The sequence below is a fragment of the Variovorax sp. ZS18.2.2 genome (genome assembly GCF_024701975.1).
GTDB lineage: Bacteria > Pseudomonadota > Gammaproteobacteria > Burkholderiales > Burkholderiaceae_C > Variovorax.
In genome coordinates this window covers 558,272-581,656 of record NZ_JANLNM010000001.1, presented here as the reverse complement: position 1 = coordinate 581,656, position 23,385 = coordinate 558,272, and the positions used below count along the sequence as shown (strand labels likewise).

Genomic DNA, 23,385 nt, shown 5'->3' with positions numbered 1-23,385 from the left:
CAGGGGTCACGCTACTCACTGGGTACTCACGATGTGCGCCTGCGAAACAGAAAGACTGCGAGAAGGAACATGGCGGCCGCAAACGCGACCAGCCGACCGACCTGCGGCAATGCATCGACCACGCCGCCGCCGCGCAACAGCACGGTCAGGAGCGCTTCGAGACCCCAGTTCATCGGCGAGACCTCGACCAGCCGCTGCATGAAACCCGGCATGACGAACTTGGGCACCATGATGCCGCCTGCAGCCGCCATCAGCACATTGACCATCGGTCCGAGCGTAGCCGCTTGCGCGTGGGTTCGCACGAGGCATGCCAGCGCGAGCGACAGGCTCACCGCGGCAAGGCTCACGGCCACGAGCGAGAGCAGCAAGGCGCCCCAGTGGATGCCTGCGAGCGAGAGCGCATCGCCGCCGATCAGCGGCATGAACCAGATGCCGGCCGCAAGCATGAGCAGCGCCTGCAGCGCGTTCACGCCCAGGTACGGCAAGGCCTTGGAGGCCAGCAGCATCGTGCGCGACACGCCCAGGCTCTGCAGCCGGCCGAGCGCGCCCGAGCCGCGCTCCTGCACGAACAGGCTGGAGAGCGAGGCCACCACGAAGAACATGCCGAAGACGAGCCAGGCCGGCACGTTCTGCTGCACCGAGGTGGGCCGCGGGCCGGCGGTGGAGAAGCGCTCGGCCTGCACCATCGCCTGGATGGACGCATCGGGCGCCGGGCTGGCGGTGCCGGGCACGGCCAGCGCGAGGCGCGCCTTCAACTCGCCCGATGCGCCGATGAGCTCCGCGCGCAGCGCATTGAACAGGTTGGCGTCGATGCCGGGTTCGGTCAGCAGCCGGATGTGCGCCTTGGTCGAGAGCGCGGCCGATTCCAGCTCTTCCGAAAGACCCGGCTCCAGCACGATCACGTACTTGAGCGATCCGTTGCGCAGGCGCTCCTGCCAGTCCGCGCCGAGCGGCTGCGGCGCACCGTGGCCACGCTGCCAGATCTGCAGCAGCCACTTGGCGGGCGTCGCGGTGTCGCGCGCGTCGACGGCATAGGTGAGCTCCGCGAGCGGCGGGCGGTAGATGTCCTTCAGCGTGAGCGACATCAGCACGATGAAGACCATCGGCATCAGGAACAGCACGGCAAGGCCATGCATGTCGCGCACCAGCGCGAGCAGTTCCTTCTTGATGAGCGCGGGAAGCATGAGATTCGGTCGATCAGTCGCGCAATGAACGATGCGTCAGGGCCATGAAGAGTTGCTCGAGGTCGTGGCGGCCGAACTCGGCGTGGCGCACCTCGATGCCCGAGGCTTCGAGTGCCGCCAGCACCGGGCCGGGGCCGCTGCCGGGGTTCAGGTGGATGCGCCATTGCGCCGCCCCCTGCTCCACCGTGCCGAAGCGCGACAACATTTCCATGTCGAGCCCGTCAGCGGCCAGCGTGAGCAGCATCGCACTCTTCGAGAGCAGATCGTCGAGAGACCCTTCGCGCAGTACGCGGCCATGGTCGAGGATGGCGACGCGGTCGGCAATGGCCTCGATTTCTTCCATGTAGTGCGAGGCGTAGATCACCGCCGCACCGGCCTGCGCAAGGCTCTTGATGGCATCGAGGATGAACGCGCGCGACTGCGGATCGACGCCGACGGTGGGCTCGTCGAACAGCATGAGCTCGGGCTCGGGCAGCAAGGCGATCGCGAGGTTGAGCCGGCGCTTCAGGCCGCCCGAGAGCCGGTCGGCGCGCACGCCCGCGAACGACTCGAGCTGCGAGAAGCGCATGCAGGCCTCGATGCGCTCGCGCTTGCGCGCACCCGAAAGCCGGCTTGCCGCGGCAAAGCACGCGAGGTTCTCGGCCACCGTGAGCATCGAATAGAAGGCCTGGTCCTGCGGCGCGACCGCGATGCGGGTCGGCGTTTTCGCGCGCACCTGCTGCAGCGGCTGGCCATCGATCAGGATCTCGCCCGACTGCACCGCGAGCGCGCCCGAGAGGTGCGAGATCAGCGTGGTCTTGCCCGCGCCGTTCGGACCGAGCAGCCCCAGCACGCAGCCCCGTGGCACGGCGAGCGAGACATCGGCCAGCGCGGGGGCCGTGGCGTGCGGGTAACGGTGTCCGAGATTCTTCAGCGCGAGCATTGTTCAGGCGACGGCGGCCTTGAGGTCGCGAAAGAACGTCTCTTCCTGCTGCGCCTGCTCCCGCAGCTTGCCCGCCAGCGCGGCCGGATCGACGGGCTCCCGCCCCTTCACCATGCGCGCCGCCTTGAGCGCGAAGGCGCGCCAGTCGTCGCCGATGGCGATGAGCCGCTCCGACATCTGCGTGAGCTGCGGCTTGCCGAGCAGTTGCGCGGCCTCCTGCAGGAAGCCCGCGTAGATGAAGCGAAAGCCCGCCCCGCCGGTGCCGATTTCTTCCTGCATGCGCACGAGGTGGCCGATGAAATCGACGCTGCGCGGATCGGTGGCCGACAGCCGCTGCATCCGGTTGGCCAGCGTGCGCATGCCGCGCACGCCGACGATGGGAATCGGCGCGAGCATGTTGCGCACCGTCTTGCGGATGGCCTTGGTCACCGAGGCGGCATCGACCGTCTTGCGATCGATGGCCTGCGGGTAGTACATGAGGCCCTTGGGCGCGAGCACGCCCTTGGCGAAGCGCGCGCGCGACAGGTCGGCGCTTGCGCAGCGCACGGGCTCCTCGAACACCGGGTCGCTGATCAGGTAGTCGTCGCCGTCTTTGCCGTAGACCAGCAGGTTGTGCGCGTTGAAGTGAAAGCGCATGTTCGGCGGAAAGTACGGCAGCCAGTAGACCGAGGTCTGCAGGCCCACGAGCCGGCCGTCGGCCAGCAGCGCATCGAGCCGCTGCTGCCCGGCTTCGGGACTGCGGAAGGTCTCGAAGCTGAAGCGCGCGGCCATCGGCGCCAGCAGGCCCTTGATGATCGCCTTGGGCGGCATGCGGTACGAGATGAGCGGCAGGCCCGACAGCTTGATGAACGGCAGGTACGCGAAGGACAGCGCCGACGACAGGCCCAGCGCCATGCTCTCGGTCATGGGCGCGCCGTGGTGGCGCATCAGGCTGGAGATGACGCCGCTTTCGCAGTGCGCCGCCTGTTGGTGTTGAAAGTTCACGGCAGGCCCTGCAAGGTGGAAATCGGAAGGCCCAGCGCCTCGGCATAGCGCGCCAGGTGCGCCTGGGAGAGCACCGAGAAATGCCGGGGCTGCAGGTGGCGCCGCACGCGCCATTGCCAGAAGCCGCTGGTCTGCGAGAGCAGCGCCACGTCCATGCGGCGCTCGTACATCCAGTATTCGAGCGGCGATGCGAGGCCGGCCTTCGCCCGTTCCTTCGCTTCTTTCGCCTGCTCGACCAGCACGTCGACCGCGTGACTGGTGACGATCTCTTCCGCCTCCCAACCGCGCGAGGTGGTGGTGACGACGCGGCCTTCTGCATCGCGCGCGTACATCAGCTTGGAATGGCCGTCGAGGGTCGCGTTGCCCTCCTGCGGAACTGCGTCGAGGTCCATGGCTACACCGCTTCCATATAGATGAAGCCGCTGGAGAAGCGGCCGCTTTCGGGTACGAACATCAGCAGCTTGTGGCCGGGCTGGATGCGGCCCGAGCGGAACAGCTCGTCGAGCATGATGTACGGCGATGCCGACCCCGTGTTGCCCTTGCGCGCGAGGTTGCTGAACCAGCGCTCGCGCGGAATCGAAAAGCCCATGGCGTCGAGGCAGCGGCTCACCGGCTCGACGAAATAGTTCGACGAGAGATGCGGCAGGAACCAGTCGATGTCCGCCGCCTTGAGCCCGCGCTTCTCGATGACTGCCGCGAGCGGCTCGGCCAGCGTCGCGCGCACGATGTTGTCGTTCAACAAGCGCACGTCCTGCTTGACGGCGAAGGTCGAGTCGCGGTGCCAGTCGGCAGATGCGGTGCGGGCCCAGCCGTCGAGGCCGCCTTCGGCATTCTTGTCGGCGCCGGCATACATGCACACCGGCAGCTCGTGCGCGGCGGAAGACAGGTCGATCCAGTCGATGCGCAGCGACAGCGGCCCGCGCGGCTCGCGCTCCAGCAGCACCGCGCCGGCGCCGTCGGACAGCATCCAGCGCAGGAAGTCTTTCTCGAAGGCCAGCTCGGGCCGTTCTTCGAGCGCTTCTAGCTTGTGCTCGAGCTCGGCCTCGAAGCGGGAGCCGCGCATCACGGCCGATGCCAGCTCCGAGCCCGTGGCCACCGCGCGGCGCGCATCGCCCGAGCGCACCGAAAGCCATGCGTGCTTGAGCGCCGCGGTGCCCGCGAGGCAAATGCCCGCGCAGGCCACCACTTCGAGCCGCGGCCAGCCGAGTTCGCCGTGCACCATCACCGCATGGTTGGGCATGAGCTGGTCGGGCAGCGAGGTGCCGGTGGCCAGGCAGTCGACCGGGCCGATGTCGTCGCCCAGCGCGCGGATCGCCGAGGCGGTGAGCTGCGCATTGGTCATGGCCAGTTGGCCGGTCGCGCGGTCGATGGCGTAGTGGCGCGATTGGATACCGTTGCTGCGAAGAATCAGCCGCCGCGCGCGCGACGCCTTGCCGCCGATACGACCGAGGACTTCTTCGATGTCTTCATTGCTGACCGGGGCAAAGGGCAGGAAGGCGGCGGTGCGGGTCAGGAAGACATCAGTCGTCATAGAGATGGGAGCGGTCCGTGGCAGAGCCCGACGGGCACTCGAATTGGGCTGTCATTTTAGTCAGCCACCCCTTGAACAACGGTCGCAGAAGCGCCTGCAGGGTCAGGCTCACGGGAACGACCGTGACGATGAGCGCGAGCAGGAACACGACATAGAGCAGCAGCAAGGGCTTGCGCGGCCAGGCGCCGGGCCCGCCGGCCGCCATGATGAGCTTGCCCCAGAGGAAGAAGCTGCGGGTGCCGGCCTTCTCGCTGATGAGCAGGCGCGCATTGGCCTGCACCGCGCCCAGGCCCGCCAGCAGCGGCCCGGTGCCGCGCTCCAGGTCGCCATGCAGCGCATCGCGCAGCGCGCGGCCGAAACGGCCCGAACTACGAATTTGCGTAGCACTGAGTCCCGCGTCGGGCATGCCCCAGAAGCCGCGCTTGCGGCCCCAGATGAGCCACGCCGGCGTGGTGAAGAAGGTGGCGAGCGTCGGGCCGGGGTCGGTCAGCACCACGTTGTCGATGAGGCGCGCGCCCGCGTCGTCCAGCATGCCCTTGAGCTTTTCATGGGCCAGCAGCCACATGTTTCGGCATGCAATGACGGTGACCACGGGTTTGCCCTTGAGCAGCCGTGCAGCCAGCGGATGCTTGAGGAACGCTGTGACCGGCTGCGAAGGCGCCAGGAACCACACCTGGTACGGCAGGATGACGAGATCGAAATCCTCGTCGCCCGTGAGCGAGAGCGGCGCGAGCGGCGGCGGCTTCAGGTGGGCCGATTCCGGGAAGGCGTCGAAGAAGGTGATGAAAGGCCAGGGGAACGGGAACGGCGCCTGCGGACGCAGGGTTTCCTCGTGCACCTCGATCGACGGGTCGGCCCTGAGCGGCGCGACGATCTGCTCGGCAACGCTGTCGAGCTGTCCGGATTGGGAGTAGTGGATCACCAGGACGCGCTTGCGGCGGACGACGGGGCTGGCAGAGCTGGGAGAACTGGAGGTCACTGGGTGGGCGGTTTCGAGGGCCGTCGAATGTAAGCCAAGCATCGGCAGAACGCATCTGCCATTGGTCATGCCGTCGCGCCGATCCCACGACCGGGGCTGTCCCCAATAGGCATAGCAAAAAAGGGGCCGCACCCTCCGGCGCGGCCCCTTTCACTGTGCAAATCAGGCAGGCGCGCTCAGCGCACCTTGCCTTCCTTCCAGGCGCCCAGCAGCTTGTTGTAGTCGATGGTCTCGCCCTTCGGCTTCTCGTTGGCCAGCTTCTTCCACGGGGCGTGGTCGTCGCTCAGGTACTTGGCCGGGTCGCCCTTGGGGTTCAGCTTGGGCGCGCAATGGGCCATGCCGGCGCGTTCCAGGCGCGCCATCACGTTGTCCATCTCGTCGGCCAGGTTGTCCATCGCCTTCTGCGGGGTCTTCTCGCCGGTCACGGCCTCGGCCACGTTCTTCCACCAGAGCTGCGCGAGCTTCGGGTAGTCGGGCACGTTGGTGCCGGTCGGGGTCCATGCCACGCGCGCGGGGCTGCGGTAGAACTCGATCAGGCCGCCGTACTTGTTGGCGTTCTGCGTGAAGTAGTCCGAACGGATGTCGCTGTCGCGAATGAAGGTCAGGCCGGTGATCGACTTCTTCAGCGAGGTCGTCTTGGCGGTGATGAACTGCGCGTAGAGCCAGGCGGCTGCCGTCTTGTTGGCGTCATGGCCCTTGAAGAAGGTCCACGAGCCCACGTCCTGGTAGCCGTTCTGCATGCCCTGCTTCCAGTACGGGCCGTTCGGGCCGGGGGCCATGCGCCACTTGGGCGAGCCGTCCTCGTTCACGACCGGCAGGCCCTTCTTGGTCATGTCGGCGGTGAAGGCCGTGTACCAGAAGATCTGCTGGGCGATCTGGCCCTGCGCCGGCACCGGACCCGATTCGCCGAAGGTCATGCCCATGGCTTCCTTGGGCGCGTACTTCTTCATCCAGTCGATGTACTTCGTGAGCGCGTACACGGCGGCCGGCGAATTGGTGGCACCACCGCGCGAGACCGAGGCACCGGTGGGCGTGCACTTGTCGGCGGCGACACGGATGCCCCACTCGTCGATCGGCATGCCGTTCGGAATGCCCTTGTCGGCCGCGCCGGCCATCGAGAGCCACGCATCGGTGAAGCGCCAGCCGAGCGACGGGTCCTTCTTGCCGTAGTCCATGTGACCGTAGATCGGCTTGCCGTCGATGGTCTTCACGTCGACGCTGAAGAACTCGGCGATGTCTTCGTAGGCGCTCCAGTTGAGTGGCACGCCCAGGTTGTAGCCGTACTTGGCCTTGAACTTGTCCTGCAGATCCTTGCGCGCGAACAGGTCGGCGCGGAACCAGTACAGGTTGGCGAACTGCTGGTCGGGCAGCTGATAAAGCTGGCCGTCGGGCGCGGTGGTGAAGCTGGTGCCGATGAAGTCCTTGAGGTCAAGGCCGGGGTTGGTGAACTCCTTGCCCGCGCCGCCCATGTACTCGGTCAGCGACATGATCTTGCCGTAGCGGTAGTGCGTGCCGATCAGGTCGGAGTCGGACACCCAGCCGTCGTAGATCGACTTGCCCGACTGCATCGAGGTCTGCAGCTTTTCGACCACGTCGCCTTCCTGGATCAGGTCGTGCTTGACCTTGATGCCGGTGATCTCCTCGAAGGCCTTGGCCAGCGTCTTCGATTCGTACTCATGGGTGGTCAGCGTTTCGGAAACGACCGACACCTCCTTCACACCCTTGGCCTGCAGCTTCTTGGCGGCGTCGATGAACCACTTCATCTCCTCCATCTGCTTGTCCTTGGACAGGGTCGACGGCTGGAATTCGCTGTCGATCCATTTCTTGGCCTCGGCTTCGCCGGCCGACGCAGCGCCGTGCGCGGCGAACATCGCCGCTGCCAGTGCCAGTGCCGTGTAGCGCATCTTCATGAATGTGTCTCCTCGGTTGTGCTTCCCCGGTTCTTTCATCGCGGCTCCGGGGAGGCGGAGAGCCGGACGCGTTTGCAAAAATCGTTGGACCTCAGCCTTTGCGCATCACCAGCGCGAGCACGAACATCGACAGCACGAAGCTGATCCAGATCGAGGGCTCTGCCTCCAGGCTCAGCCATTCCTGGAACTTGCCGGCCAGGCCGATGAAGATCAGGTTCACGTAGGCGGCCGACAGCAGGCCGATGAAGAGCCGGTCGCCGCGCGTGGTGGCAATCGGCAGCCAGCCGCGGCGCATCGTGGTGGGCGACTTGAACTCCCACACCGTCATGCCGATCAGCATCAGGACGATGCAGGTGAAGAAAACGGCCACGGGGGTGGTCCAGACCATCCAGTCGAACATATTTCTTTAACTCCTTGTCTTGTTCCCTCTCCCCTTGGGGAGAGGGTTAGGGTGAGGGTGTCGGCGTATCCATCGCCACAGATGTTCTACCGCCGAAGCCCTCACCCCAGCCCTCTCCCCAAGGGGAGAGGGAGCAATACCTCAAACCCGCCCCATCGCGAAACCCTTCGCGATGTAGTGACGCACGAACCAGATCACGATCGCGCCCGGCACGATGGTGAGCACGCCCGCTGCCGCGAGCGTCGCCCAGTCCATGCCTGAAGCGCTCACCGTGCGCGTCATCGTCGCGACGATGGGCTTGGCATTCACGCTCGTGAGCGTGCGCGCCAGCAGCAGCTCGACCCAGCTGAACATGAAGCAGAAGAACGCCGCCACGCCCACGCCCGCCTTGATGAGCGGCAGGAAGATGGTGAGGAAGAAGCGCGGGAACGAATAGCCGTCGATGTACGCCGTCTCGTCGATCTCGCGTGGAATGCCGCTCATGAAGCCTTCCAGAATCCACACCGCCAACGGCACGTTGAACAGCAGGTGCGCGAGCGCCACGCCCAGATGCGTGTCCATCAACCCGACCGTGCTGTAGAGCTGGAAGAACGGCAGCAAAAACACCGCGGGCGGCGTCATGCGGTTCGTCAGCAGCCAGAAGAACACGTGCTTGTCGCCGAGGAACGAATAGCGCGAGAACGCATAGGCCGCCGGCAGCGCCACGGTGAGCGAGATCACCGTGTTGATCGCGACGTAGATCAGGCTGTTGATATAGCCCGAGTACCACGACTCGTCGGTGAAGATGCGCGCGTAGTTCGCCCAGGTGAGCTGCTGCGGGAAGAACGAGAAGCTCGAAAGAATCTCCTCGTTTGTCTTGAAGCTCATGTTGATCATCCAGTAGATGGGCAACAGCGCGAACAGGATATACAGCACCAAAAAGATGCTGCGCTTATGGAATCTTTTCTCGTTCATTTTTCGACCTCGACTTCCTGCGTACCGACCCGCTGCATCCAGTTGTAGAGCACGAAGCAGAACAACAGAATGATCAGGAAATAAATGAGAGAGAACGCAGCCGCTGGCCCGAGGTCGAACTGCCCCACCGCCTTCTGCGTGAGGTACTGGCTCAGGAAGGTCGTCGCATTGCCCGGCCCGCCACCCGTCAGCACGAAGGGCTCGGTGTAGATCATGAAGCTGTCCATGAAGCGCAGCAGCACCGCAATCATCAGCACGCCGCGCATCTTGGGCAGCTGGATGTAGCGGAACACCGCGAACTTGCTTGCGCCATCGATGCGCGCAGCCTGGTAGTAGGCGTCGGGAATCGAGCGCAGCCCCGCATAGCAGAGCAGCGCCACCAGCGGCGTCCAGTGCCACACGTCCATCACCAGCACCGTGAGCCAGGCGTGGGTCGCGCTGCCGGTGTAGTTGTATTCGATGCCCATGGTCTGCAGCGCGTGGCCCAGGAGGCCGATGTCGGCACGGCCGTAGATCTGCCAGATGGTGCCCACCACGTTCCATGGAATCAGCAGCGACAGCGCCACCACCACCAGCACCGCCGACGACTTCCAGCCCTTGGCCGGCATCGACAGCGCGAGGCCGATGCCCAGCGGAATCTCCACCAGCAGCACCGACAGCGAGAAGCCCAGCTGGCGCCACAGCGCCTGGTGCAGCTCGTCGTCGCGCATCACCGAGGCGAACCATTCGGTGCCCACGAACACGCGGCGCTCGGGCGAGATGATGTCCTGCACCGAGTAGTTGACCACCGTCATCAGCGGCACGATGGCCGAGAAGGCCACGCAGATCAGCACCGGCAGCACGAGCCACCAGGCCTTCTGGTTGATCGGTTTGTTGGTAGCGTTCATGCGACCAGTTCCTCGTCTTTGTAATAGCAGGTGTGGGCATCGAGCACCCGCAGCCACACCGTGTCTCCCACTGCGGGCGGCTGCTCGTCGGAGTGCAGCCGCACCTTGATCACGATGCCGTCGACTTCGGCGCTCAGCATCGCGTGCGTGCCGACGTCCTGCACCTGTTTCACCACCGCCGGCACGGCACCTGCGGCACCGGCATTCGACAGGCGCAGGTACTCGGGGCGGATGCCGATCTTGATCGGCCCCTGCGGCAGCTCGCGCGTCGGCACCAGCGGCGTGCCCGCCACTTCGAGCGCGCCGTTCATGCTCTTTGCCGAGAGGAAGTTCATGCCCGGCGAGCCGATGAAGTGGCCAACGAAGGTATGGGCCGGCCGCTCGAACAGCGCCTCCGCGCTGCCCACCTGCACGGCCTTGCCGCGCGTCATCACCACCACCTCTTCGGCGAAGGTGAGCGCCTCGACCTGGTCATGCGTCACATAGATCAGCGTGAGCTTCAACTCGCGATGGATCTGCTTCAACTTGCGGCGCAGCTGCCACTTCAGGTGCGGATCGATCACCGTGAGGGGTTCGTCGAAGAGCACGGCCGACACGTCGCTCCGCACGAGGCCGCGGCCCAGAGAAATCTTCTGCTTGGCATCGGCCGCAAGACCCGCCGCGCGCTGATTGAGCTGGCCGCTCATGTCCAGCATCTCGGCGATTTCGCCGACGCGCTTCTTGATCTGGTCTTCGGGCACCTTGCGGTTGCGCAGCGGAAACGCGAGGTTCTCGGCCACGGTCATCGTGTCGTAGATCACCGGGAACTGGAACACCTGCGCGATGTTGCGCTCCTGCGGCGTGGCACGCGTCATGTCGCGGCCGTCGAAGGTCACCGTGCCCTGCGAAGGCACAAGCAGGCCCGAGATGATGTTGAGCATGGTTGTCTTGCCGCAGCCCGAAGGGCCGAGCAAGGCGTACGCGCCGCCGTCGCGGAAGCTCATCTTCAGCGGCAGCAGCGCATAGTCGCTGTCCTGCGTGGGGTTGGCGCGATAGGCGTGGGCCAGGTCGAGATCGATGCGTGCCATCTCAGTTTCCTTTGCGCCATGCAGGCGCCAGCGCCAGCTTTTCGCTGGCATCGAACACATAGGCTTGGCGAGCGCTGAAGTACAGCGTGATCGAAGCGCCCAGCTCGAAGCGGTGCACACCGGTGAGCTGCGCCACCAGTTCGCCCACCGGCGTTTCCACGTGCACGAAGGTGTCGGAGCCCGATATCTCGGCCAGTTCCACCTTGCCGGGCAAGGCGATGTCGCCCTCGCCCGCATCCACGTTCAATGCGCTCGCGCGCAGGCCGATGGTGACCGCGCCTGAAACGTTTTCGGGCAACGCCAGCGCCAGTGCCGGGCCGCCCGCGAGTTGCACCTGGCCGGTGGTTGCAGTGCCGGCCAGCAGGTTCATCGGCGGATCGCTGAAGGCGCGCGCCACGCGCAGCGACTGCGGCGCATGGAACACCTCGGCGGTCGGGCCGTATTGCAGCAATTCGCCCGCATCCATCACCGCGGTGTAGCCGCCGAGCAGCAGCGCCTCGCCGGGTTCGGTGGTGGCGTAGATCACAGTCGAATCGCCGGTGGCAAAGAGCTGCGTGAGCTCTTCGCGCAGGCCCTCGCGCAGCTTGTAGTCCAGGTTCACGAGTGGCTCGTCGAGCAGCATCAGCGGTGCGTTCTTGGCGAGCGCACGCGCCAGCGCCACGCGCTGCTGTTGCCCGCCCGAAAGCTCGGCCGGCAGGCGATCGAGGAACATGCCGATGTGCAGCTTGTCGGCCAGCGCCTTCACGCGCGCATCGATGTTCTTCTCGCCGCGCAGCTTGAGCGGCGAGGCGATGTTGTCGCGCACCTTGAGCGACGGGTAGTTGATGAATTGCTGGTAGACCATCGCGACGTTGCGCTCGCGCACCGGCATGCCGGTCACGTCCTTGCCGTCGACGAGCACCTTGCCCGTGGTGGGCGTGTCCAGCCCCGCCATCAGGCGCATCAGGCTGGTCTTGCCGGCCTGCGTGGCGCCCAGCAGCACGGTCACCGCGCCGCTCTTGGGGGCGATGCTCTGTTCATAGAGCCATGTCTGCGCGCCGACCTTCTTGGTGACGCGCTCCAGAGTCAGCTGCATCAGCTCACCTCCACTTCCACTTTGTCGTTGTTCTTCGCGTTGGCCTGCAGCCAGGCCGCGACCTGTTCGCGCTCGGCCAGCGTGTAGTGCAGGCCGAGCTTGGAGCGGCGCCAGAGCACGTCCTCCGCGCTCACGGCCCATTCATGGGTTTGCAAAAAGCGCAGTTCGCGCTCGTGCAGGTCGGGCGCCACGATGGCGCCCAGGTCGGCGAGCGACTTCGCATCGCCAAGCAGCTCCGACACCCGGGCGCCGTAGGCGCGCGCGAGGCGGCGCGTGAGCTTGCCGTAGAGCCAGGGGTACTTGGCCTGTACGGCCGACACGAAGCGTTCGAAGTCGTCGTCGGGCCGCTTCGCAACACCGATCCACGCCGACAGGTCGCCGCCGGCAAGGAACGCGCCGTCGGTCCACGCGGGGCGCTGCGCATTCGACTGGCCCAGCATCTTGCCGACCTCGTCGGCCGCGTCTTCGGCGAGCTTGCGGAAGGTGGTGATCTTGCCGCCCCACACCGACAGGAGCGGCGCGGCGGTGGTGTTGGACTCCAGCATGTAGTCGCGCGTGACGGCCGAGGGGTCGCCCGAGGCGTCGTCCAGCAGGGGGCGCACGCCCGAGTAGGTCCACACCACGTCGGCGGGCACGATGGGCTTCTCGAAATAGCGGCTGGCCTGGGTGCAGAGATAGTCGATCTCTTCCTGCGCGATGCGCGCGGCGCCGGGGTCGTCGCCGTTCAGCTCGATGTCGGTGGTGCCGATCAGCGTGAACTCGTCCTGGTAGGGGATCGCGAAGATGATCCGCTTGTCGGGGTTCTGGAAGATGTACGCGTGGTCGTGCTCGAACAGGCGCGGCACGATGATGTGGCTGCCCTTCACGAGGCGCAGGCTCTTGGTGGCCAGCGATTCGCCCTTGGCGGATTGCGCCACGCCGCGCAAAAAGGATTCGGCCCACGGCCCGGCGGCATTCACGACAGCGCGGGCGCGCACGGTGCGTGTGCCCTGCGGACCTTCGAGCGTGGCGGTCCAGCCGTCGGCATCGCGCCGCGCATGGGTGCAACGGGTGCGGGTGAGCACCTCGGCGCCGCGTGCCTGGGCATCGAGCGCATTCAGCACCACGAGGCGCGCATCATCGACCCAGCCGTCGGAGTAGACGAAGCCGCGCTTGTACTGGTCCTTCAGCGGCTTGCCGGCCGCGTGCTTGCGGAGATCAACGCTGCGCGAGCCCGGCAGCACTTCGCGTTTGGCGAGGTGGTCGTACATGAACAGGCCGATGCGGATCATCCAGGCCGGCCGCATCGAGGGGTCGTGCGGCATCACAAAGCGCAGCGGCCACATGATGTGCGGCGCGCTCTTGAGCAGCACCTCGCGCTCCTGCAGCGCCTTGCGCACCAGCGAGAACTCGTAGTACTCCAGGTAGCGCAGGCCGCCGTGGATCAGCTTGGTGGAGGAAGAAGACGTGTGCGAGGCAAGGTCGTCCTTCTCGCACAGCACGACGCGCCAGCCGCGGCCGGCGAGGTCGCGCGCAATGCCGCAGCCGTTGATGCCGCCGCCGACGATGAGCACGTCGCAATCGGTTGCCGTCAGCTGCGAATTGGAGGAGAAATCGCTCACAGGAATGGGGCCCGTTGAATCGTGACTTTGGTCACTGGAGGGCGCCATTGTATTTTCGGGTTTTTTCATTTGGATTCCTTTTGGCGCGATTTTCCTCCGAGTTTTCCCTTAGTCGGGTTCGTTTTGGTTCGCTTTAAAGTGACGCGCCCTGTACCCTCACCTGCAGTCTTCCTGCTCTCCACGACGCTTTTGTGAATTCCAACCCGCGCCAGATCAACCTCCTGGACACCGTGCGCACGCGCGGCTCCGTCACCGTCGAGCAGCTGGCCGACATGCTGGGCGTGACCCTGCAGACCGTGCGGCGCGACGTGCAGCGGCTGGCCGACGAGGGGCTGCTCACGCGCTTTCACGGCGGCGTGCGCATGCCGAGCTCCACCACCGAGAACATCGGCTACCAGCAGCGCGAAACCCTGCACGCCGAAGGCAAGGCGCGCATCGCGCAGCGCGTGGCCGAGCTGGTGCCCAACGACTGCTCGCTGATCCTGAACATCGGCACCACCACCGAGGCGATCGCCAAGGCGCTGATGCGCCACACGGGCCTGCGCGTGATCACCAACAACCTGAACGTCGCGACCATCCTGAGCGGCAACAGCTCGTGCGAGGTGATCGTTGCCGGCGGCTCGGTGCGCGCGCGCGACCGCGCCATCGTGGGCGAGGCCACCATCGATTTCATCCGCCAGTTCAAGGTCGATATCGCGCTGATCGGCGTGTCGAGCATCGAGGCCGACGGGTCGCTGCGCGACTTCGACCTGCGCGAGGTGAAGGTGGCCCAGACCATCATTGCGCAGGCGCGCGAGGTGTGGCTCGCGGCGGATGCGAGCAAGTTCAACCGGCCGGCGATGATCCAGCTGGGCACGCTCTCGCAGATCGACCGGCTCTTTACGGATGCGGCGCCGCCCGCGCCCTTCGCCGACCTGCTGCATGCCGCGCAGGTTCGCCTCGAAATTGCGCGCGAAGCATGAACGAACGCGCCCGCATCGCTCCCTCCCCCGCTGGGGGAGGGCTGGGGTGGGGGCACGACGGCTTCCGCAAAAGCGTGGCGCCTCATCGAAGACCTGCCCCCATCCCAACCTTCCCCCAGAGGGGGAAGGAGCAAGACCAGACCCCCAGGAACACGTAACCCATGACCTACCTGCTAGCCCTCGACCAAGGCACCTCCAGCTCCCGCAGCATCGTCTTCGACCGCGAAGGCCACATCGTTGCCATCGCGCAGAAGGAGCTCACGCAGATCTACCCGCAGCCCGGCTGGGTCGAGCACGACCCGATGGAAATCTGGCGCAGCCAGCTCGCGACCGCGCGCGAAGTGCTCGTGAAGGCGAAGCTGAAGCCCGCCGACATCCACGCCATCGGCATCACCAACCAGCGCGAGACCACCGTGCTGTGGAACCGCAAGACCGGCCAGCCGGTGCACCACGCGATCGTCTGGCAGGACCGCCGCGCCGAGCCCCTGTGCGCGCAACTGCGCGACGAAGGCATGACGGACACCATCCGCGAGAAGACCGGCCTGGTGATCGACGCGTACTTCTCCGGCACCAAGCTGCGCTGGCTGCTCGACAACGTGCCCGGTGCGCGCTCCGAGGCCGAGCGCGGCGAACTGGCCTTCGGCACCGTCGACAGCTGGCTCATGTGGCAGCTCACCGGCGGCAAGGTGCATGTGACCGACGTGAGCAACGCCTCGCGCACGATGCTCTTCAACGTGCACACGAACGAATGGGACACCGACCTGCTCGCCGCGCTGAAGATTCCCGCCGCGCTGCTGCCGAAGGTGCAGCCGTCGAGCTCGCACTTCGCCGACACCGATGCCGCATTGCTCGGCCACACGCTGCCCATCGGCGGCGTGGCAGGCGACCAGCAGAGCGCCCTCTTCGGCCAGGCCTGCTTCGAGGCCGGCATGGCCAAGAACACGTATGGCACCGGCTGCTTCCTGCTGATGCACACGGGCGGCGCGTTCCAGCCCTCGCACAACGGCCTGCTCGTGACGAGCGCCGCGCAGGCCGACACGACGCCGCAGTACGCGATGGAAGGCAGCGTCTTCGTCGGCGGCGCCGTGGTGCAGTGGCTGCGCGACGGGCTCAAGGCCATCAAGGGCAGCGCCGAGGTGCAGTCGCTCGCCGAGAGCGTGCCCGATGCGGGCGGCGTGATGATGGTGCCGGCCTTCACCGGCCTCGGCGCGCCCTACTGGGATGCCGATGCGCGCGGCACGATCACCGGGCTCACGCGCGGCACGACGGTCGCGCACATCGCGCGCGCCGCGCTGGAAAGCATCGCCTACCAGAGCGCCGCGCTGCTGCAGGCCATGAGCCGCGATGCGGTCGCCGCCGGCGGCAAGCCGGTGGCCGAGCTGCGCGTGGACGGCGGCGCGAGCGTCAACGACCTGCTGATGCAGTTCCAGGCCGACCTGCTGGGCATTCCGGTGGTGCGGCCAGAAGTCATCGAGACCACCGCGCTCGGTGCCGCATACCTTGCGGGGCTCTCGACGGGCGTCTATGCCGACGCGCGCCAGCTCTCGAAACTGTGGAAGGTGGAGCGCCGCTTCCTGCCGACCATGGGCCGCGCGCAGGCCGAGGAATCGATGGCGCGCTGGGAGCGCGCGGTGCGCCAGGCCACGGCGACCTGAGGCTCGCTACTGGCTACCAGCCCCAGACCAGGCGCCGCGCCACCCACCCGGTGCCGCCGCCTTCGTGCGTGACCTTGACCCAGTCGCCGCGGCGTTCGAGGGTTCGCAACACATCGCCGTAAGCGGCCCGCTTCACGACCGGGCTTCGCGCGTTCGGTGACCTGCGCAGCACGACCGCCTTCGCCTTCACCACATGGTGCGGCGTCTTGCTGGTCATCGGCCGGTAGATCCAGGCCTTGTCGTTCTCGAAGTCGCTGACTCGCAGCCAATCGCCCTTACGGCCGATGACGCGGAACGGATAGCCCTTGCTCACCGTCCAGTGGAACTCGTAGCGCTGGCCGGGGCCGGTGCGCATGTTCAGTGTGCCGACCGCGGCGCTGACCATCTGTTTCTGGGGTGCGGCCATCGCGGAAGGCAGGGCCATCCACGAGAGGACGAAGGCGAGCAGGAGCGCGGGCAGCCGGGTGAATCTGAACATGGAGGGAGGTTTCCTTTCTGGGGGATCGAGCGTGTCGGGCAAGGCCGTGCCTTGTCGGGCGAGCCCTTCTGGGGCCATGAAGCGCGATAAGTTCCGCGGGGATATCCCGAGGTTCGCCGTATAGCCCCCGCGACCATCGGGGCACTGGGCGTCGCCACGCATGCGCCGACGCAGAATGCGCACGCCTCCGACTTGCCGCGTTGCCCGTTTGACTTCCCTCCCCTCCGACGCACCCGCTCCGCGGACCGCAGCATCCCGCAAGAGCGCCCTGTTCGCCTGCGGCGGGGTCGGCGCCACGCTGCTCGCACTGATCGCCCTGGGCCACGACGGCCACCGCATCGCCCAGCTCGCGGTGCTCGCCGCGCCGATGGTGCTGTGGCTCGCATGGCCCATCCGCAGCGCGCGGATGCGAAGCGTGCGAACGGTGCTCGTGTGGCTCTGGGCCATGGGCTTCGCGCTCGACGCCGCGGTGCGCGCCTACCTGCTCGACACCTACCAGGCCGCGCCCGACGGCGCGATGGTGCTCGGCGCCGCGGCCAACACCAACGCACGCGAGAGTTCGGAATACCTGTGGATGCATTGGCGCTCCGCGGTCATCTGGTCGGGCGCGCTCGCAGTGGCCGGCGTGCTCGTGGGCATGTTCGCGCGGCGCGGCGCGGCCTTCGATGCAGGCACGTCTTCCGTGCGCGCAAGGTCATCGCTCCGGGTTCGATCGCTGGTGCTCGCTCTCCTGCTGATCGTCTGCGTGGCCTATGCGAGCAAGCCGTGGCGCCGGCTGCATCCCGCGATCTTCTGGGCCGGCTGGTCGCAGTCGGTGCACACGCTGCGCGGCGCCTGGGCCGACCAGGAGAAGGTGCGCGACCGCCTGATGGCGCAGGCGAAGGCCATCGGCCCCGTCGCCTTGCAGGCCGGCCCGTCGACGGTGGTGCTGGTCATCACCGACAGCATCAACCGCGACAACATGGCCCTCTACGGCTACGGCCGCCCGACCACGCCGCGCCTGCTGGCGCACAAGGCGCAGGCCGGCGAGCAGATGGCGGTGCTGAAGAACGCATGGTCGGTGGATGCGAGCACCCTGCCCGCGTTGCGCAACATGTTTCACTTCGGCCTGCCCCACCCCGAGAACGGCGAGAACCCGCCGCACCTCTTGGCGCTGGCGCGCGCCGCCGGCTACAAGGTCTGGTGGATCAGCAACCACGACGACCTCGCCATCGAGCAGCAGCATGCGCGTCTCGCAGACGTGGTGGACATGGTCAACCGCACGCCGGGCCGCGCCAGTGCCTCGCTGGACGGCGAGATCCTCGACTGCGTGCAGGAAGCCTTTGCGGACACGAGCAGCGACCGCAAGCTCATCGTGGTCCACCTGATGGGCGCGCACCCGCACTACAGCCTGCGCTTTCCCGAGAACGCCAACCCGTTCGACGACGACGTCGATGCGGTCGAGAACGGCTTGGTGAAGGACGGCCGATCGGCCTGGGTGCGCCGTTTTCGCCAGGAGTACGACGCGGCGCTGCTGTACCACGACTTCGTGGTGTCGGAGCTGCTGCAGCAGACGCGCAGCGCGGGCAAGCCGGGCGAGGACCGCGCCTGGATGTACCTGTCGGACCACGGCCAGGAGGTCGGCCACGGCAGCGACCGCGCGGGCCACAGCCCATCGACCGCGTCGGGCTACCGCATTCCGACGGTCATCTGGCGCAACCGGGAGCCGCTGCCGAGCGCCGCCGCGCAGCAGCAGCCCTTTCGCGCGGACTGGACGGGGTGGGCGCTGATGGACCTGCTCAGGATTCGATGGAGCGGGCAGATGCCCGAGCGCAATGTGCTGAGCGACACTTACCGCTGGCAGGCGCCGACGATCCCGGTGGCGGTAGAGTCGTTCTCGCGCTGAGAGCGCTGGCAACGCTGCCAACGGGCCTCGTGCCTGATCCGATTCCTCTACGTTCCGGAGCATCCCTTCATGACCCGTACCCGCGTTCTTCTTGACCCTGCCGGCAAGACATGGGCCACGCGCTGCGAAGGCGCCGACGTGATCGTTCGTGCCGGCGCGCCCGGCAAGGAAAAGGAAAGCACCAAATCCCAGGGCGATGCCAAGGCCGCCGTCGCCCATGCGATGAAAGAGGAATGGTCGCGGCTCAAGAAGGGCTTCGTGCTCGTCAACCCCGAGGCCCGCGCCGGCGAGCCGCGCATGCACCGCTACCTTGGCCAGGGCTACACGGGCGCGATGCCGATTGCCGATTTCAAGGGCCAGCTCCTGTGCAGCCGCAATCTCGTCTCCGACGTGCATCGCCAGGCTGCGGGCAGAGACCAACTGGTGGTCATCAGCGCGCAGGCGCAAGAGACCGATGCCTTCGAGGCCCCAGAGAACACGCTGATCTGGAACGCCCAGTACGCGCCGGCGCTGGACCGCTTGCTCTTGCGGGCCGACCACGGTGTACTGGCCTGGTCGCCGGCCACGCGCACCTTCGAAACCCTTGCCAAAAACAACCGCGAACCCGCGAGCTTCCTGAGCGTCGCGGGCACGCGCGCCGCGTGGTTCGCGCAGCCGGAGCTGGTGGTGCGCGACCTGTCGCTTTCGGCGGGCAGCAACGACCTCCTCAGGCACGAAGCACACCCCCAGCTTCACGGCGGACACACGCCGCAGATGGAAGGCGCGCTGTCCTCGCAAGGCGTTCTCGCCTTCTGCGTGCAAGCCGGCGAAGTGCAGTTCCTGGACGTGGCCGGCGGCACCGCCAGGCCGCCATGGAAAGGCGATTTCGAAATGATCACCAAGCTGGGCTTCACGCCCGATGGGCGCTGGCTGCTCGCCAAGGAGCAATACGGCGGCTGGGCCCTGCACTGCTTCGACATGGAAACCGCCGCGCCGCGCGCGGACTGGCCCGATCTTGGTGACTTGGCGAACAGCGATTTCGCGCTCGACCCTTCAGGCGAGCGCCTGGCCGTTGCGTATCGCGGTCACATCGAAGTGTTCGAGTTCGCCACCATGAAATCGCTGCTGCGCTTTGCGGTCGATCATGTGATCAAGCGCTGCGCCATCGCCTGGATCGGCAACGATGCGATCGGCGTGCGCACCGACTACGGATGCGCGAGCCTCTATGCGATGAACGCGGCGGGCTGAGGGCAACCGCCGGTCCATCCGCCCGCACTCAGTGCGCGGGAACCAGGAAGTCCTGGCTGATGCGCCCGCCCAGCTCGTTCACGCGGTCGAGGAACTGCGTGAGATACGCATGCAACCCGGTCGCCAGGATCTCGTCGACCCGCGCGTACTGCAGGTCGGCCAGCAGCTTGCCGGCGCGGCGCTGCGTTTCGGCGCTCTGCTCGTTCTGCACCTTCGCGAGGTTGTTGACCACCTCGGCCAGGCTCGCGTGCAGCGAGCGCGGCATGTCCGCACGAAGAATCAGCAACTCGGCCACGCGCTCGGGCTTGATCACGTCGCGGTACACCTTGCGATAGACCTCGAAGGCCGAGACGCTGCGCAGGATCGCGCTCCAGTGATAGAAGTCGTACTCCTGGTCTTCCTCGGTGGCGGCGCCGAAGAACTCGCTGTTGAGCGCGTGGAACTTCACGTCCACCAGCCGCGCGGTGTTGTCGGCGCGTTCGAGGAAAGTGCCCAGGCGCGAGAAGTAGAAGGCCTCGTCCTGCAGCATCGTGCCCAGCGTCACGCCGCGCGAGAGGTGCGAGCGGAACTTGACCCATTCGAAGAACTGGCCCGGGTCGCGTTCGAAATCGCCCGCGCGCAGCATGCGGTTGACTTCGAGCCAGGTGGTGTTCTGCGTTTCCCAGGCCTCGGTGGTGAGCGCGCCGCGCACGGCGCGTGCGTTCTCGCGCGCGGCCTTGAGGCAGGAGACGATCGACGAGGCATTGCTCTCGTCCTTGACCATGAACTCCATCACGTCGTGGGGCGTGATCTGCTCGTACTTCTTGTTGTACAGCGGCAGCAGTTCGCTGATGGACAGCACGCCCTGCCAGCCGTACTTGGCCACTTCGGCCGACTGCGGCAGGAGCGAGGTCTGGTAGTTGACGTCGAGCATGCGCGCGGTGTTCTCGGCGCGCTCGGTGTAGCGGGACATCCAGTAGAGATGGTCGGCGGTGCGGGACAGCATCGTGGGGCTCCTACTACGATTGGCTTTGCGTCTGCGATTGCGACGCGGGCGCCTTGGGCTTGGGCGTGCGGTCGGCTTCGAGAATCCAGGTGTCCTTGGTGCCGCCGCCCTGCGACGAGTTGACCACCAGCGAACCTTCTTTCAGCGCCACGCGCGTGAGGCCGCCGGGCACCATCTGCACTTCCTTGCCCGAGAGCACGAAGGGCCGCAGGTCGATGTGGCGCGGCGCGATGCCGGCATCCACGAAGGTCGGCGAAGTCGACAGGCTCAGCGTGGGCTGCGCGATGTAGCCATCGGGCTTGGCGATCACGGCCTTCTTGAAGTCCTCGATCTCGGCCTGCGTGGCGGCCGGGCCGATCAGCATGCCGTAGCCGCCTGCCCCGTGCACTTCCTTGACGACCAGGTCCTTCATGTTGTCGAGTGTGTACTGCAGCTCGTCCTTGTTGCGGCACATGTAGGTCGGCACGTTCTTCAGGATCGGCTTTTCGCCGAGGTAGAACTCGATCATCTTGGGCACGTAGGGGTAGATCGACTTGTCGTCGGCCACGCCGGTGCCCACCGCATTGCAGATCACGACGTTGCCCGCGCGGTAGGCGCGCATCAGGCCGGCCGTGCCGAGCGTGGAGGTCGAGCGGAACACGTCGGGGTCGAGGAAGTCGTCGTCGACGCGGCGGTAGATCACGTCGACGCGCCGCGGCCCGCGCGTTGTGCGCATGTAGACGAAGTCGTCCTTGACGGAGAGGTCCTGCCCCTCGACCAGTTCGATGCCCATCTGCTGCGCGAGGAAGGCGTGCTCGAAGTAGGCGCTGTTGTACATGCCGGGCGTGAGCACCACCACCGTGGGCTCGGCCGTGGCGGCCGGCGCGCTCGCGCGCAGCGTTTCGAGCAGCAGGTCGGGATAGTGCGCGACCGGCGCGATGCGGTTCTGGTTGAACAGCTCCGGGAAGAGCCGCATCATCATCTTGCGGTTTTCCAGCATGTAGCTCACGCCGCTGGGCACCCGCAGGTTGTCTTCGAGCACGTAGTACTCGCCGTTGCCGTCGGCATCGGGGGCGCGCACGATGTCGATGCCGGCGATGTTCGAGTAGATGTTGTGCGGGACGCTCACGCCCATCATCTCGGGGCGGAACTGCGCGTTGTTCAGGATCTGCTCGGCCGGGATGATGCCGGCCTTGATGATTTCCTGGTCGTGGTAGACGTCGTGCAGGAAGCGGTTGAGCGCGGTGACCCGCTGCACCAGCCCCTTTTCCATGCTGTCCCACTCGTGGGCGGGAATGATGCGGGGCAACAGGTCGAACGGAATGAGCCGCTCGGTGCCCGAGCCGTCTTCGTCCTTGGCGCCATACACCGCGAAGGTGATGCCGACCCGGCGGAAAATCATTTCCGCCTCTTCACGCCGCGATCGCATCACCTCACCGGGTTGCTTCGCAAGCCATTGGTCGTAGCGCTTGTAGTGCTGTCGGATTGCAGCCCCCGCATAGGGCAACTGCTCATACATCTCATCGAATTTGTGCATGGAACGACCAATCTCCTTGGTCCATAGCTTAGCAAGTTCGAGGCCAAAGATCGGTACACCCCCAGTCTTCGCGCACTTCGTGTCGCTTCGCCAACCCCCTTGCAGGGGGCAACACCTGCGGCCCGGCGGAGCCGGTTCCGCGGTGTTTCCCGAATGGGACCCCTGTTATCGCTTCTTGCGGGCGGCGAGGAATTCCTTGATTCGCTTGCCGCTTTCGTCGCTGTAGAGGCTCTCGACGAGCACGCCGCGCTCGGCGTCGAGCTGTTCGCGGCGGCTGCGCCCGCGCGCCGAATGGACCAGCTCCTTGATGCGCGCCTGCACGTCGAACGGACCCTGCGCGAGCTTCTGCGCCCAGGCGAGCGCGACGGCGTAGGCGGTTCCATGCGGCACGATACGGTTCACCACGCCCCAGTCATGGAGCCGGCGGGCGTGGTGGACCGCGCCGCCCAGCAGTATCTCGATCACCGCCTGCGGCGGCAGCGAGCGCGCCAGCGAATCGGTGCCGCCGCCGTCGATAGACAGGCCGAAGTTGACGTTGGACATCACGAATTCCGCATCCTCGGCCGCGACGATCAGGTCGCAGGCCAGGCAGAGCGAAAAGCCGCTGCCCGCCGCCGTGCCTTCCACCGCGGCGATGACGGGCTGGGGCGCCTCCTGCATCGCCATGACCCATTCGTTCAGGGCGTCGGAGTGCGCGAGCTGCTCGGCCTGCGGGAGCTTGCGCTGCCGCACGAGCCGCCGCAGGTCGCCGCCGACGCAGAAATGCTCGCCCTCCCCGGTCAGCACGATGGCGCGCACGGTGCGAAAGCGGGAGGCGGCGCGTATCGCCTTGGCGGCCGCGCGGTAGATCGATGGATTGACGGTGTTGCGCGCCGCGGGATTGCTGATGGTCAGCACCAGCACCGCCCCCTCGCGGTGCATCTGGAGTTTCGCGGCAGGGACGGAAGAAACCGCCCCGGTGCTGGTGATGGCAGGCACGGCCGCCGACGTCATGGCGCCCGCCTGCCGAGGAACCTGCGTTGAAGCTTGTCTCTGCCGTGCATGACGCCCCCTTGTGTTGTTTCAGGACGATACAACGCATCAGGCGCCTCAATGCGCGATGTGACAACCAGTAAGCGGTCTTTCATTTAACAATTTATTCACAGTTTTGGAGGATTCCCTGGTGCTGCCCGACCGGCGCGTC

Annotated in this window: 21 protein-coding genes; 4 read left to right on the top strand and 17 right to left on the bottom strand. The window is 66.5% G+C overall.

Annotation, left to right across the window (positions count from 1 at the left end; translation table 11 throughout):
• Positions 1 to 26: 26 nt before the first annotated feature.
• From NU688_RS02875 to glpD, 13 genes are all read right to left on the bottom strand, one after another.
• Positions 27 to 1,184, bottom strand: a complete 1,158-nt coding sequence (locus NU688_RS02875) for an ABC transporter permease (protein ID WP_257859035.1) — start codon at positions 1,182 to 1,184, stop codon at positions 27 to 29.
• 13 nt (positions 1,185 to 1,197) lie between these two features.
• A complete protein-coding gene (locus tag NU688_RS02870; RefSeq protein ID WP_257859034.1) occupies positions 1,198 to 2,106 on the bottom strand; it encodes an ABC transporter ATP-binding protein in 909 nt (302 codons plus the stop codon).
• 3 nt (positions 2,107 to 2,109) lie between these two features.
• On the bottom strand, positions 2,110 to 3,090 hold the full coding sequence (locus NU688_RS02865; protein WP_257859033.1) for a BtrH N-terminal domain-containing protein: 981 nt from the start codon (positions 3,088 to 3,090) through the stop codon (positions 2,110 to 2,112).
• Positions 3,087 to 3,482, bottom strand: a complete 396-nt coding sequence (locus NU688_RS02860) for a hypothetical protein (protein ID WP_257859032.1) — start codon at positions 3,480 to 3,482, stop codon at positions 3,087 to 3,089. The genes NU688_RS02865 and NU688_RS02860 overlap by 4 nt, the downstream gene beginning before the upstream one ends.
• Before the next feature lie 2 nt (positions 3,483 to 3,484).
• On the bottom strand, positions 3,485 to 4,621 hold the full coding sequence (locus NU688_RS02855; RefSeq protein ID WP_257859031.1) for a beta-ketoacyl-ACP synthase III: 1,137 nt from the start codon (positions 4,619 to 4,621) through the stop codon (positions 3,485 to 3,487).
• Complete coding sequence (locus NU688_RS02850) at positions 4,611 to 5,642, bottom strand: dialkylrecorsinol condensing enzyme (protein WP_257859030.1); 1,032 nt, start codon at positions 5,640 to 5,642, stop codon at positions 4,611 to 4,613. Before NU688_RS02850 ends, NU688_RS02855 begins: the two co-directional genes overlap by 11 nt.
• Positions 5,643 to 5,776: 134 nt before the next feature.
• Positions 5,777 to 7,510: an ABC transporter substrate-binding protein gene (locus NU688_RS02845; protein ID WP_257859029.1), complete on the bottom strand. Its 1,734-nt coding sequence runs from the start codon at positions 7,508 to 7,510 to the stop codon at positions 5,777 to 5,779.
• Between the two features lie 91 nt (positions 7,511 to 7,601).
• Positions 7,602 to 7,910 (bottom strand): DUF2160 domain-containing protein, encoded by a 309-nt coding sequence (locus tag NU688_RS02840; RefSeq protein ID WP_257859028.1) that lies wholly within the window; start codon positions 7,908 to 7,910, stop codon positions 7,602 to 7,604.
• 141 nt (positions 7,911 to 8,051) lie between these two features.
• The gene (locus NU688_RS02835) at positions 8,052 to 8,864 is read right to left on the bottom strand and encodes a carbohydrate ABC transporter permease (RefSeq protein ID WP_019656045.1); all 813 of its coding nucleotides are present in this window, start codon (positions 8,862 to 8,864) and stop codon (positions 8,052 to 8,054) included.
• A complete protein-coding gene (locus NU688_RS02830) occupies positions 8,861 to 9,751 on the bottom strand; it encodes a carbohydrate ABC transporter permease (RefSeq protein ID WP_257859027.1) in 891 nt (296 codons plus the stop codon). Before NU688_RS02830 ends, NU688_RS02835 begins: the two co-directional genes overlap by 4 nt.
• Positions 9,748 to 10,818 (bottom strand): ABC transporter ATP-binding protein, encoded by a 1,071-nt coding sequence (locus NU688_RS02825; RefSeq protein WP_257859026.1) that lies wholly within the window; start codon positions 10,816 to 10,818, stop codon positions 9,748 to 9,750. Before NU688_RS02825 ends, NU688_RS02830 begins: the two co-directional genes overlap by 4 nt.
• Position 10,819: 1 nt before the next feature.
• Positions 10,820 to 11,893, bottom strand: coding sequence for an ABC transporter ATP-binding protein (locus NU688_RS02820; RefSeq protein WP_257859025.1), 1,074 nt, complete (start codon positions 11,891 to 11,893; stop codon positions 10,820 to 10,822).
• Positions 11,893 to 13,563, bottom strand: coding sequence for a glycerol-3-phosphate dehydrogenase (gene glpD, locus NU688_RS02815; protein ID WP_257859024.1), 1,671 nt, complete (start codon positions 13,561 to 13,563; stop codon positions 11,893 to 11,895). Before glpD ends, NU688_RS02820 begins: the two co-directional genes overlap by 1 nt.
• A gap of 122 nt (positions 13,564 to 13,685) precedes the next feature.
• Here glpD and NU688_RS02810 point away from each other — a divergent pair, with 122 nt between their 5' ends.
• Both NU688_RS02810 and glpK read left to right on the top strand, forming a co-directional pair.
• A complete protein-coding gene (locus NU688_RS02810) occupies positions 13,686 to 14,456 on the top strand; it encodes a DeoR/GlpR family DNA-binding transcription regulator (protein ID WP_257859022.1) in 771 nt (256 codons plus the stop codon).
• A 161-nt stretch (positions 14,457 to 14,617) separates the two neighbouring features.
• Positions 14,618 to 16,111 carry a glycerol kinase GlpK gene (gene glpK / locus NU688_RS02805; RefSeq protein ID WP_257859021.1) on the top strand — a complete coding sequence of 498 codons (1,494 nt, stop codon included), beginning with the start codon at positions 14,618 to 14,620 and terminating at the stop codon, positions 16,109 to 16,111.
• Positions 16,112 to 16,124: 13 nt separating this feature from the next.
• Here the strand turns inward: glpK and NU688_RS02800 are convergent, their stop codons facing one another.
• Complete coding sequence (locus NU688_RS02800; protein ID WP_257859020.1) at positions 16,125 to 16,589, bottom strand: SH3 domain-containing protein; 465 nt, start codon at positions 16,587 to 16,589, stop codon at positions 16,125 to 16,127.
• A 208-nt stretch (positions 16,590 to 16,797) separates the two neighbouring features.
• On the opposite strand from NU688_RS02800, the gene NU688_RS02795 reads away from it, so the two are divergent.
• Both NU688_RS02795 and NU688_RS02790 read left to right on the top strand, forming a co-directional pair.
• A complete protein-coding gene (locus tag NU688_RS02795) occupies positions 16,798 to 18,474 on the top strand; it encodes a phosphoethanolamine transferase (RefSeq protein ID WP_257859019.1) in 1,677 nt (558 codons plus the stop codon).
• Positions 18,475 to 18,543: 69 nt separating this feature from the next.
• Positions 18,544 to 19,701 (top strand): hypothetical protein, encoded by a 1,158-nt coding sequence (locus tag NU688_RS02790; protein WP_257859018.1) that lies wholly within the window; start codon positions 18,544 to 18,546, stop codon positions 19,699 to 19,701.
• Between the two features lie 28 nt (positions 19,702 to 19,729).
• Here the strand turns inward: NU688_RS02790 and NU688_RS02785 are convergent, their stop codons facing one another.
• From NU688_RS02785 to NU688_RS02775, 3 genes are all read right to left on the bottom strand, one after another.
• Positions 19,730 to 20,686 (bottom strand): alpha-E domain-containing protein, encoded by a 957-nt coding sequence (locus NU688_RS02785; RefSeq protein WP_093434013.1) that lies wholly within the window; start codon positions 20,684 to 20,686, stop codon positions 19,730 to 19,732.
• Positions 20,687 to 20,699: 13 nt separating this feature from the next.
• On the bottom strand, positions 20,700 to 22,202 hold the full coding sequence (locus NU688_RS02780) for a circularly permuted type 2 ATP-grasp protein (RefSeq protein WP_257859017.1): 1,503 nt from the start codon (positions 22,200 to 22,202) through the stop codon (positions 20,700 to 20,702).
• Positions 22,203 to 22,367: 165 nt separating this feature from the next.
• A complete protein-coding gene (locus NU688_RS02775; RefSeq protein WP_257859016.1) occupies positions 22,368 to 23,195 on the bottom strand; it encodes an oxepin-CoA hydrolase, alternative type in 828 nt (275 codons plus the stop codon).
• Positions 23,196 to 23,385 lie beyond the last annotated feature (190 nt).

Bases quoted from the DNA above. Each gene is read 5' to 3' on its own strand.
- NU688_RS02830 (WP_257859027.1), bottom strand. From the start codon at position 9,751: ATGAACGCTACCAACAAACCGATCAACCAGAAGGCCTGGTGGCTCGTG.
- NU688_RS02825 (WP_257859026.1), bottom strand. From the start codon at position 10,818: ATGGCACGCATCGATCTCGACCTGGCCCACGCCTATCGCGCCAACCCC.
- NU688_RS02860 (WP_257859032.1), bottom strand. From the start codon at position 3,482: ATGGACCTCGACGCAGTTCCGCAGGAGGGCAACGCGACCCTCGACGGC.
- NU688_RS02800 (WP_257859020.1), bottom strand. From the start codon at position 16,589: ATGTTCAGATTCACCCGGCTGCCCGCGCTCCTGCTCGCCTTCGTCCTC.
- glpD (WP_257859024.1), bottom strand. From the start codon at position 13,563: ATGAAAAAACCCGAAAATACAATGGCGCCCTCCAGTGACCAAAGTCAC.
- NU688_RS02850 (WP_257859030.1), bottom strand. From the start codon at position 5,642: ATGCTTGGCTTACATTCGACGGCCCTCGAAACCGCCCACCCAGTGACC.
- NU688_RS02780 (WP_257859017.1), bottom strand. From the start codon at position 22,202: ATGCACAAATTCGATGAGATGTATGAGCAGTTGCCCTATGCGGGGGCT.
- NU688_RS02835 (WP_019656045.1), bottom strand. From the start codon at position 8,864: ATGAACGAGAAAAGATTCCATAAGCGCAGCATCTTTTTGGTGCTGTAT.
- NU688_RS02785 (WP_093434013.1), bottom strand. From the start codon at position 20,686: ATGCTGTCCCGCACCGCCGACCATCTCTACTGGATGTCCCGCTACACC.
- NU688_RS02845 (WP_257859029.1), bottom strand. From the start codon at position 7,510: ATGAAGATGCGCTACACGGCACTGGCACTGGCAGCGGCGATGTTCGCC.
- NU688_RS02790 (WP_257859018.1), top strand. From the start codon at position 18,544: ATGACCCGTACCCGCGTTCTTCTTGACCCTGCCGGCAAGACATGGGCC.
- NU688_RS02820 (WP_257859025.1), bottom strand. From the start codon at position 11,893: ATGCAGCTGACTCTGGAGCGCGTCACCAAGAAGGTCGGCGCGCAGACA.
- NU688_RS02855 (WP_257859031.1), bottom strand. From the start codon at position 4,621: ATGACGACTGATGTCTTCCTGACCCGCACCGCCGCCTTCCTGCCCTTT.
- NU688_RS02840 (WP_257859028.1), bottom strand. From the start codon at position 7,910: ATGTTCGACTGGATGGTCTGGACCACCCCCGTGGCCGTTTTCTTCACC.
- NU688_RS02775 (WP_257859016.1), bottom strand. From the start codon at position 23,195: ATGACGTCGGCGGCCGTGCCTGCCATCACCAGCACCGGGGCGGTTTCT.
- NU688_RS02870 (WP_257859034.1), bottom strand. From the start codon at position 2,106: ATGCTCGCGCTGAAGAATCTCGGACACCGTTACCCGCACGCCACGGCC.
- NU688_RS02875 (WP_257859035.1), bottom strand. From the start codon at position 1,184: ATGCTTCCCGCGCTCATCAAGAAGGAACTGCTCGCGCTGGTGCGCGAC.
- glpK (WP_257859021.1), top strand. From the start codon at position 14,618: ATGACCTACCTGCTAGCCCTCGACCAAGGCACCTCCAGCTCCCGCAGC.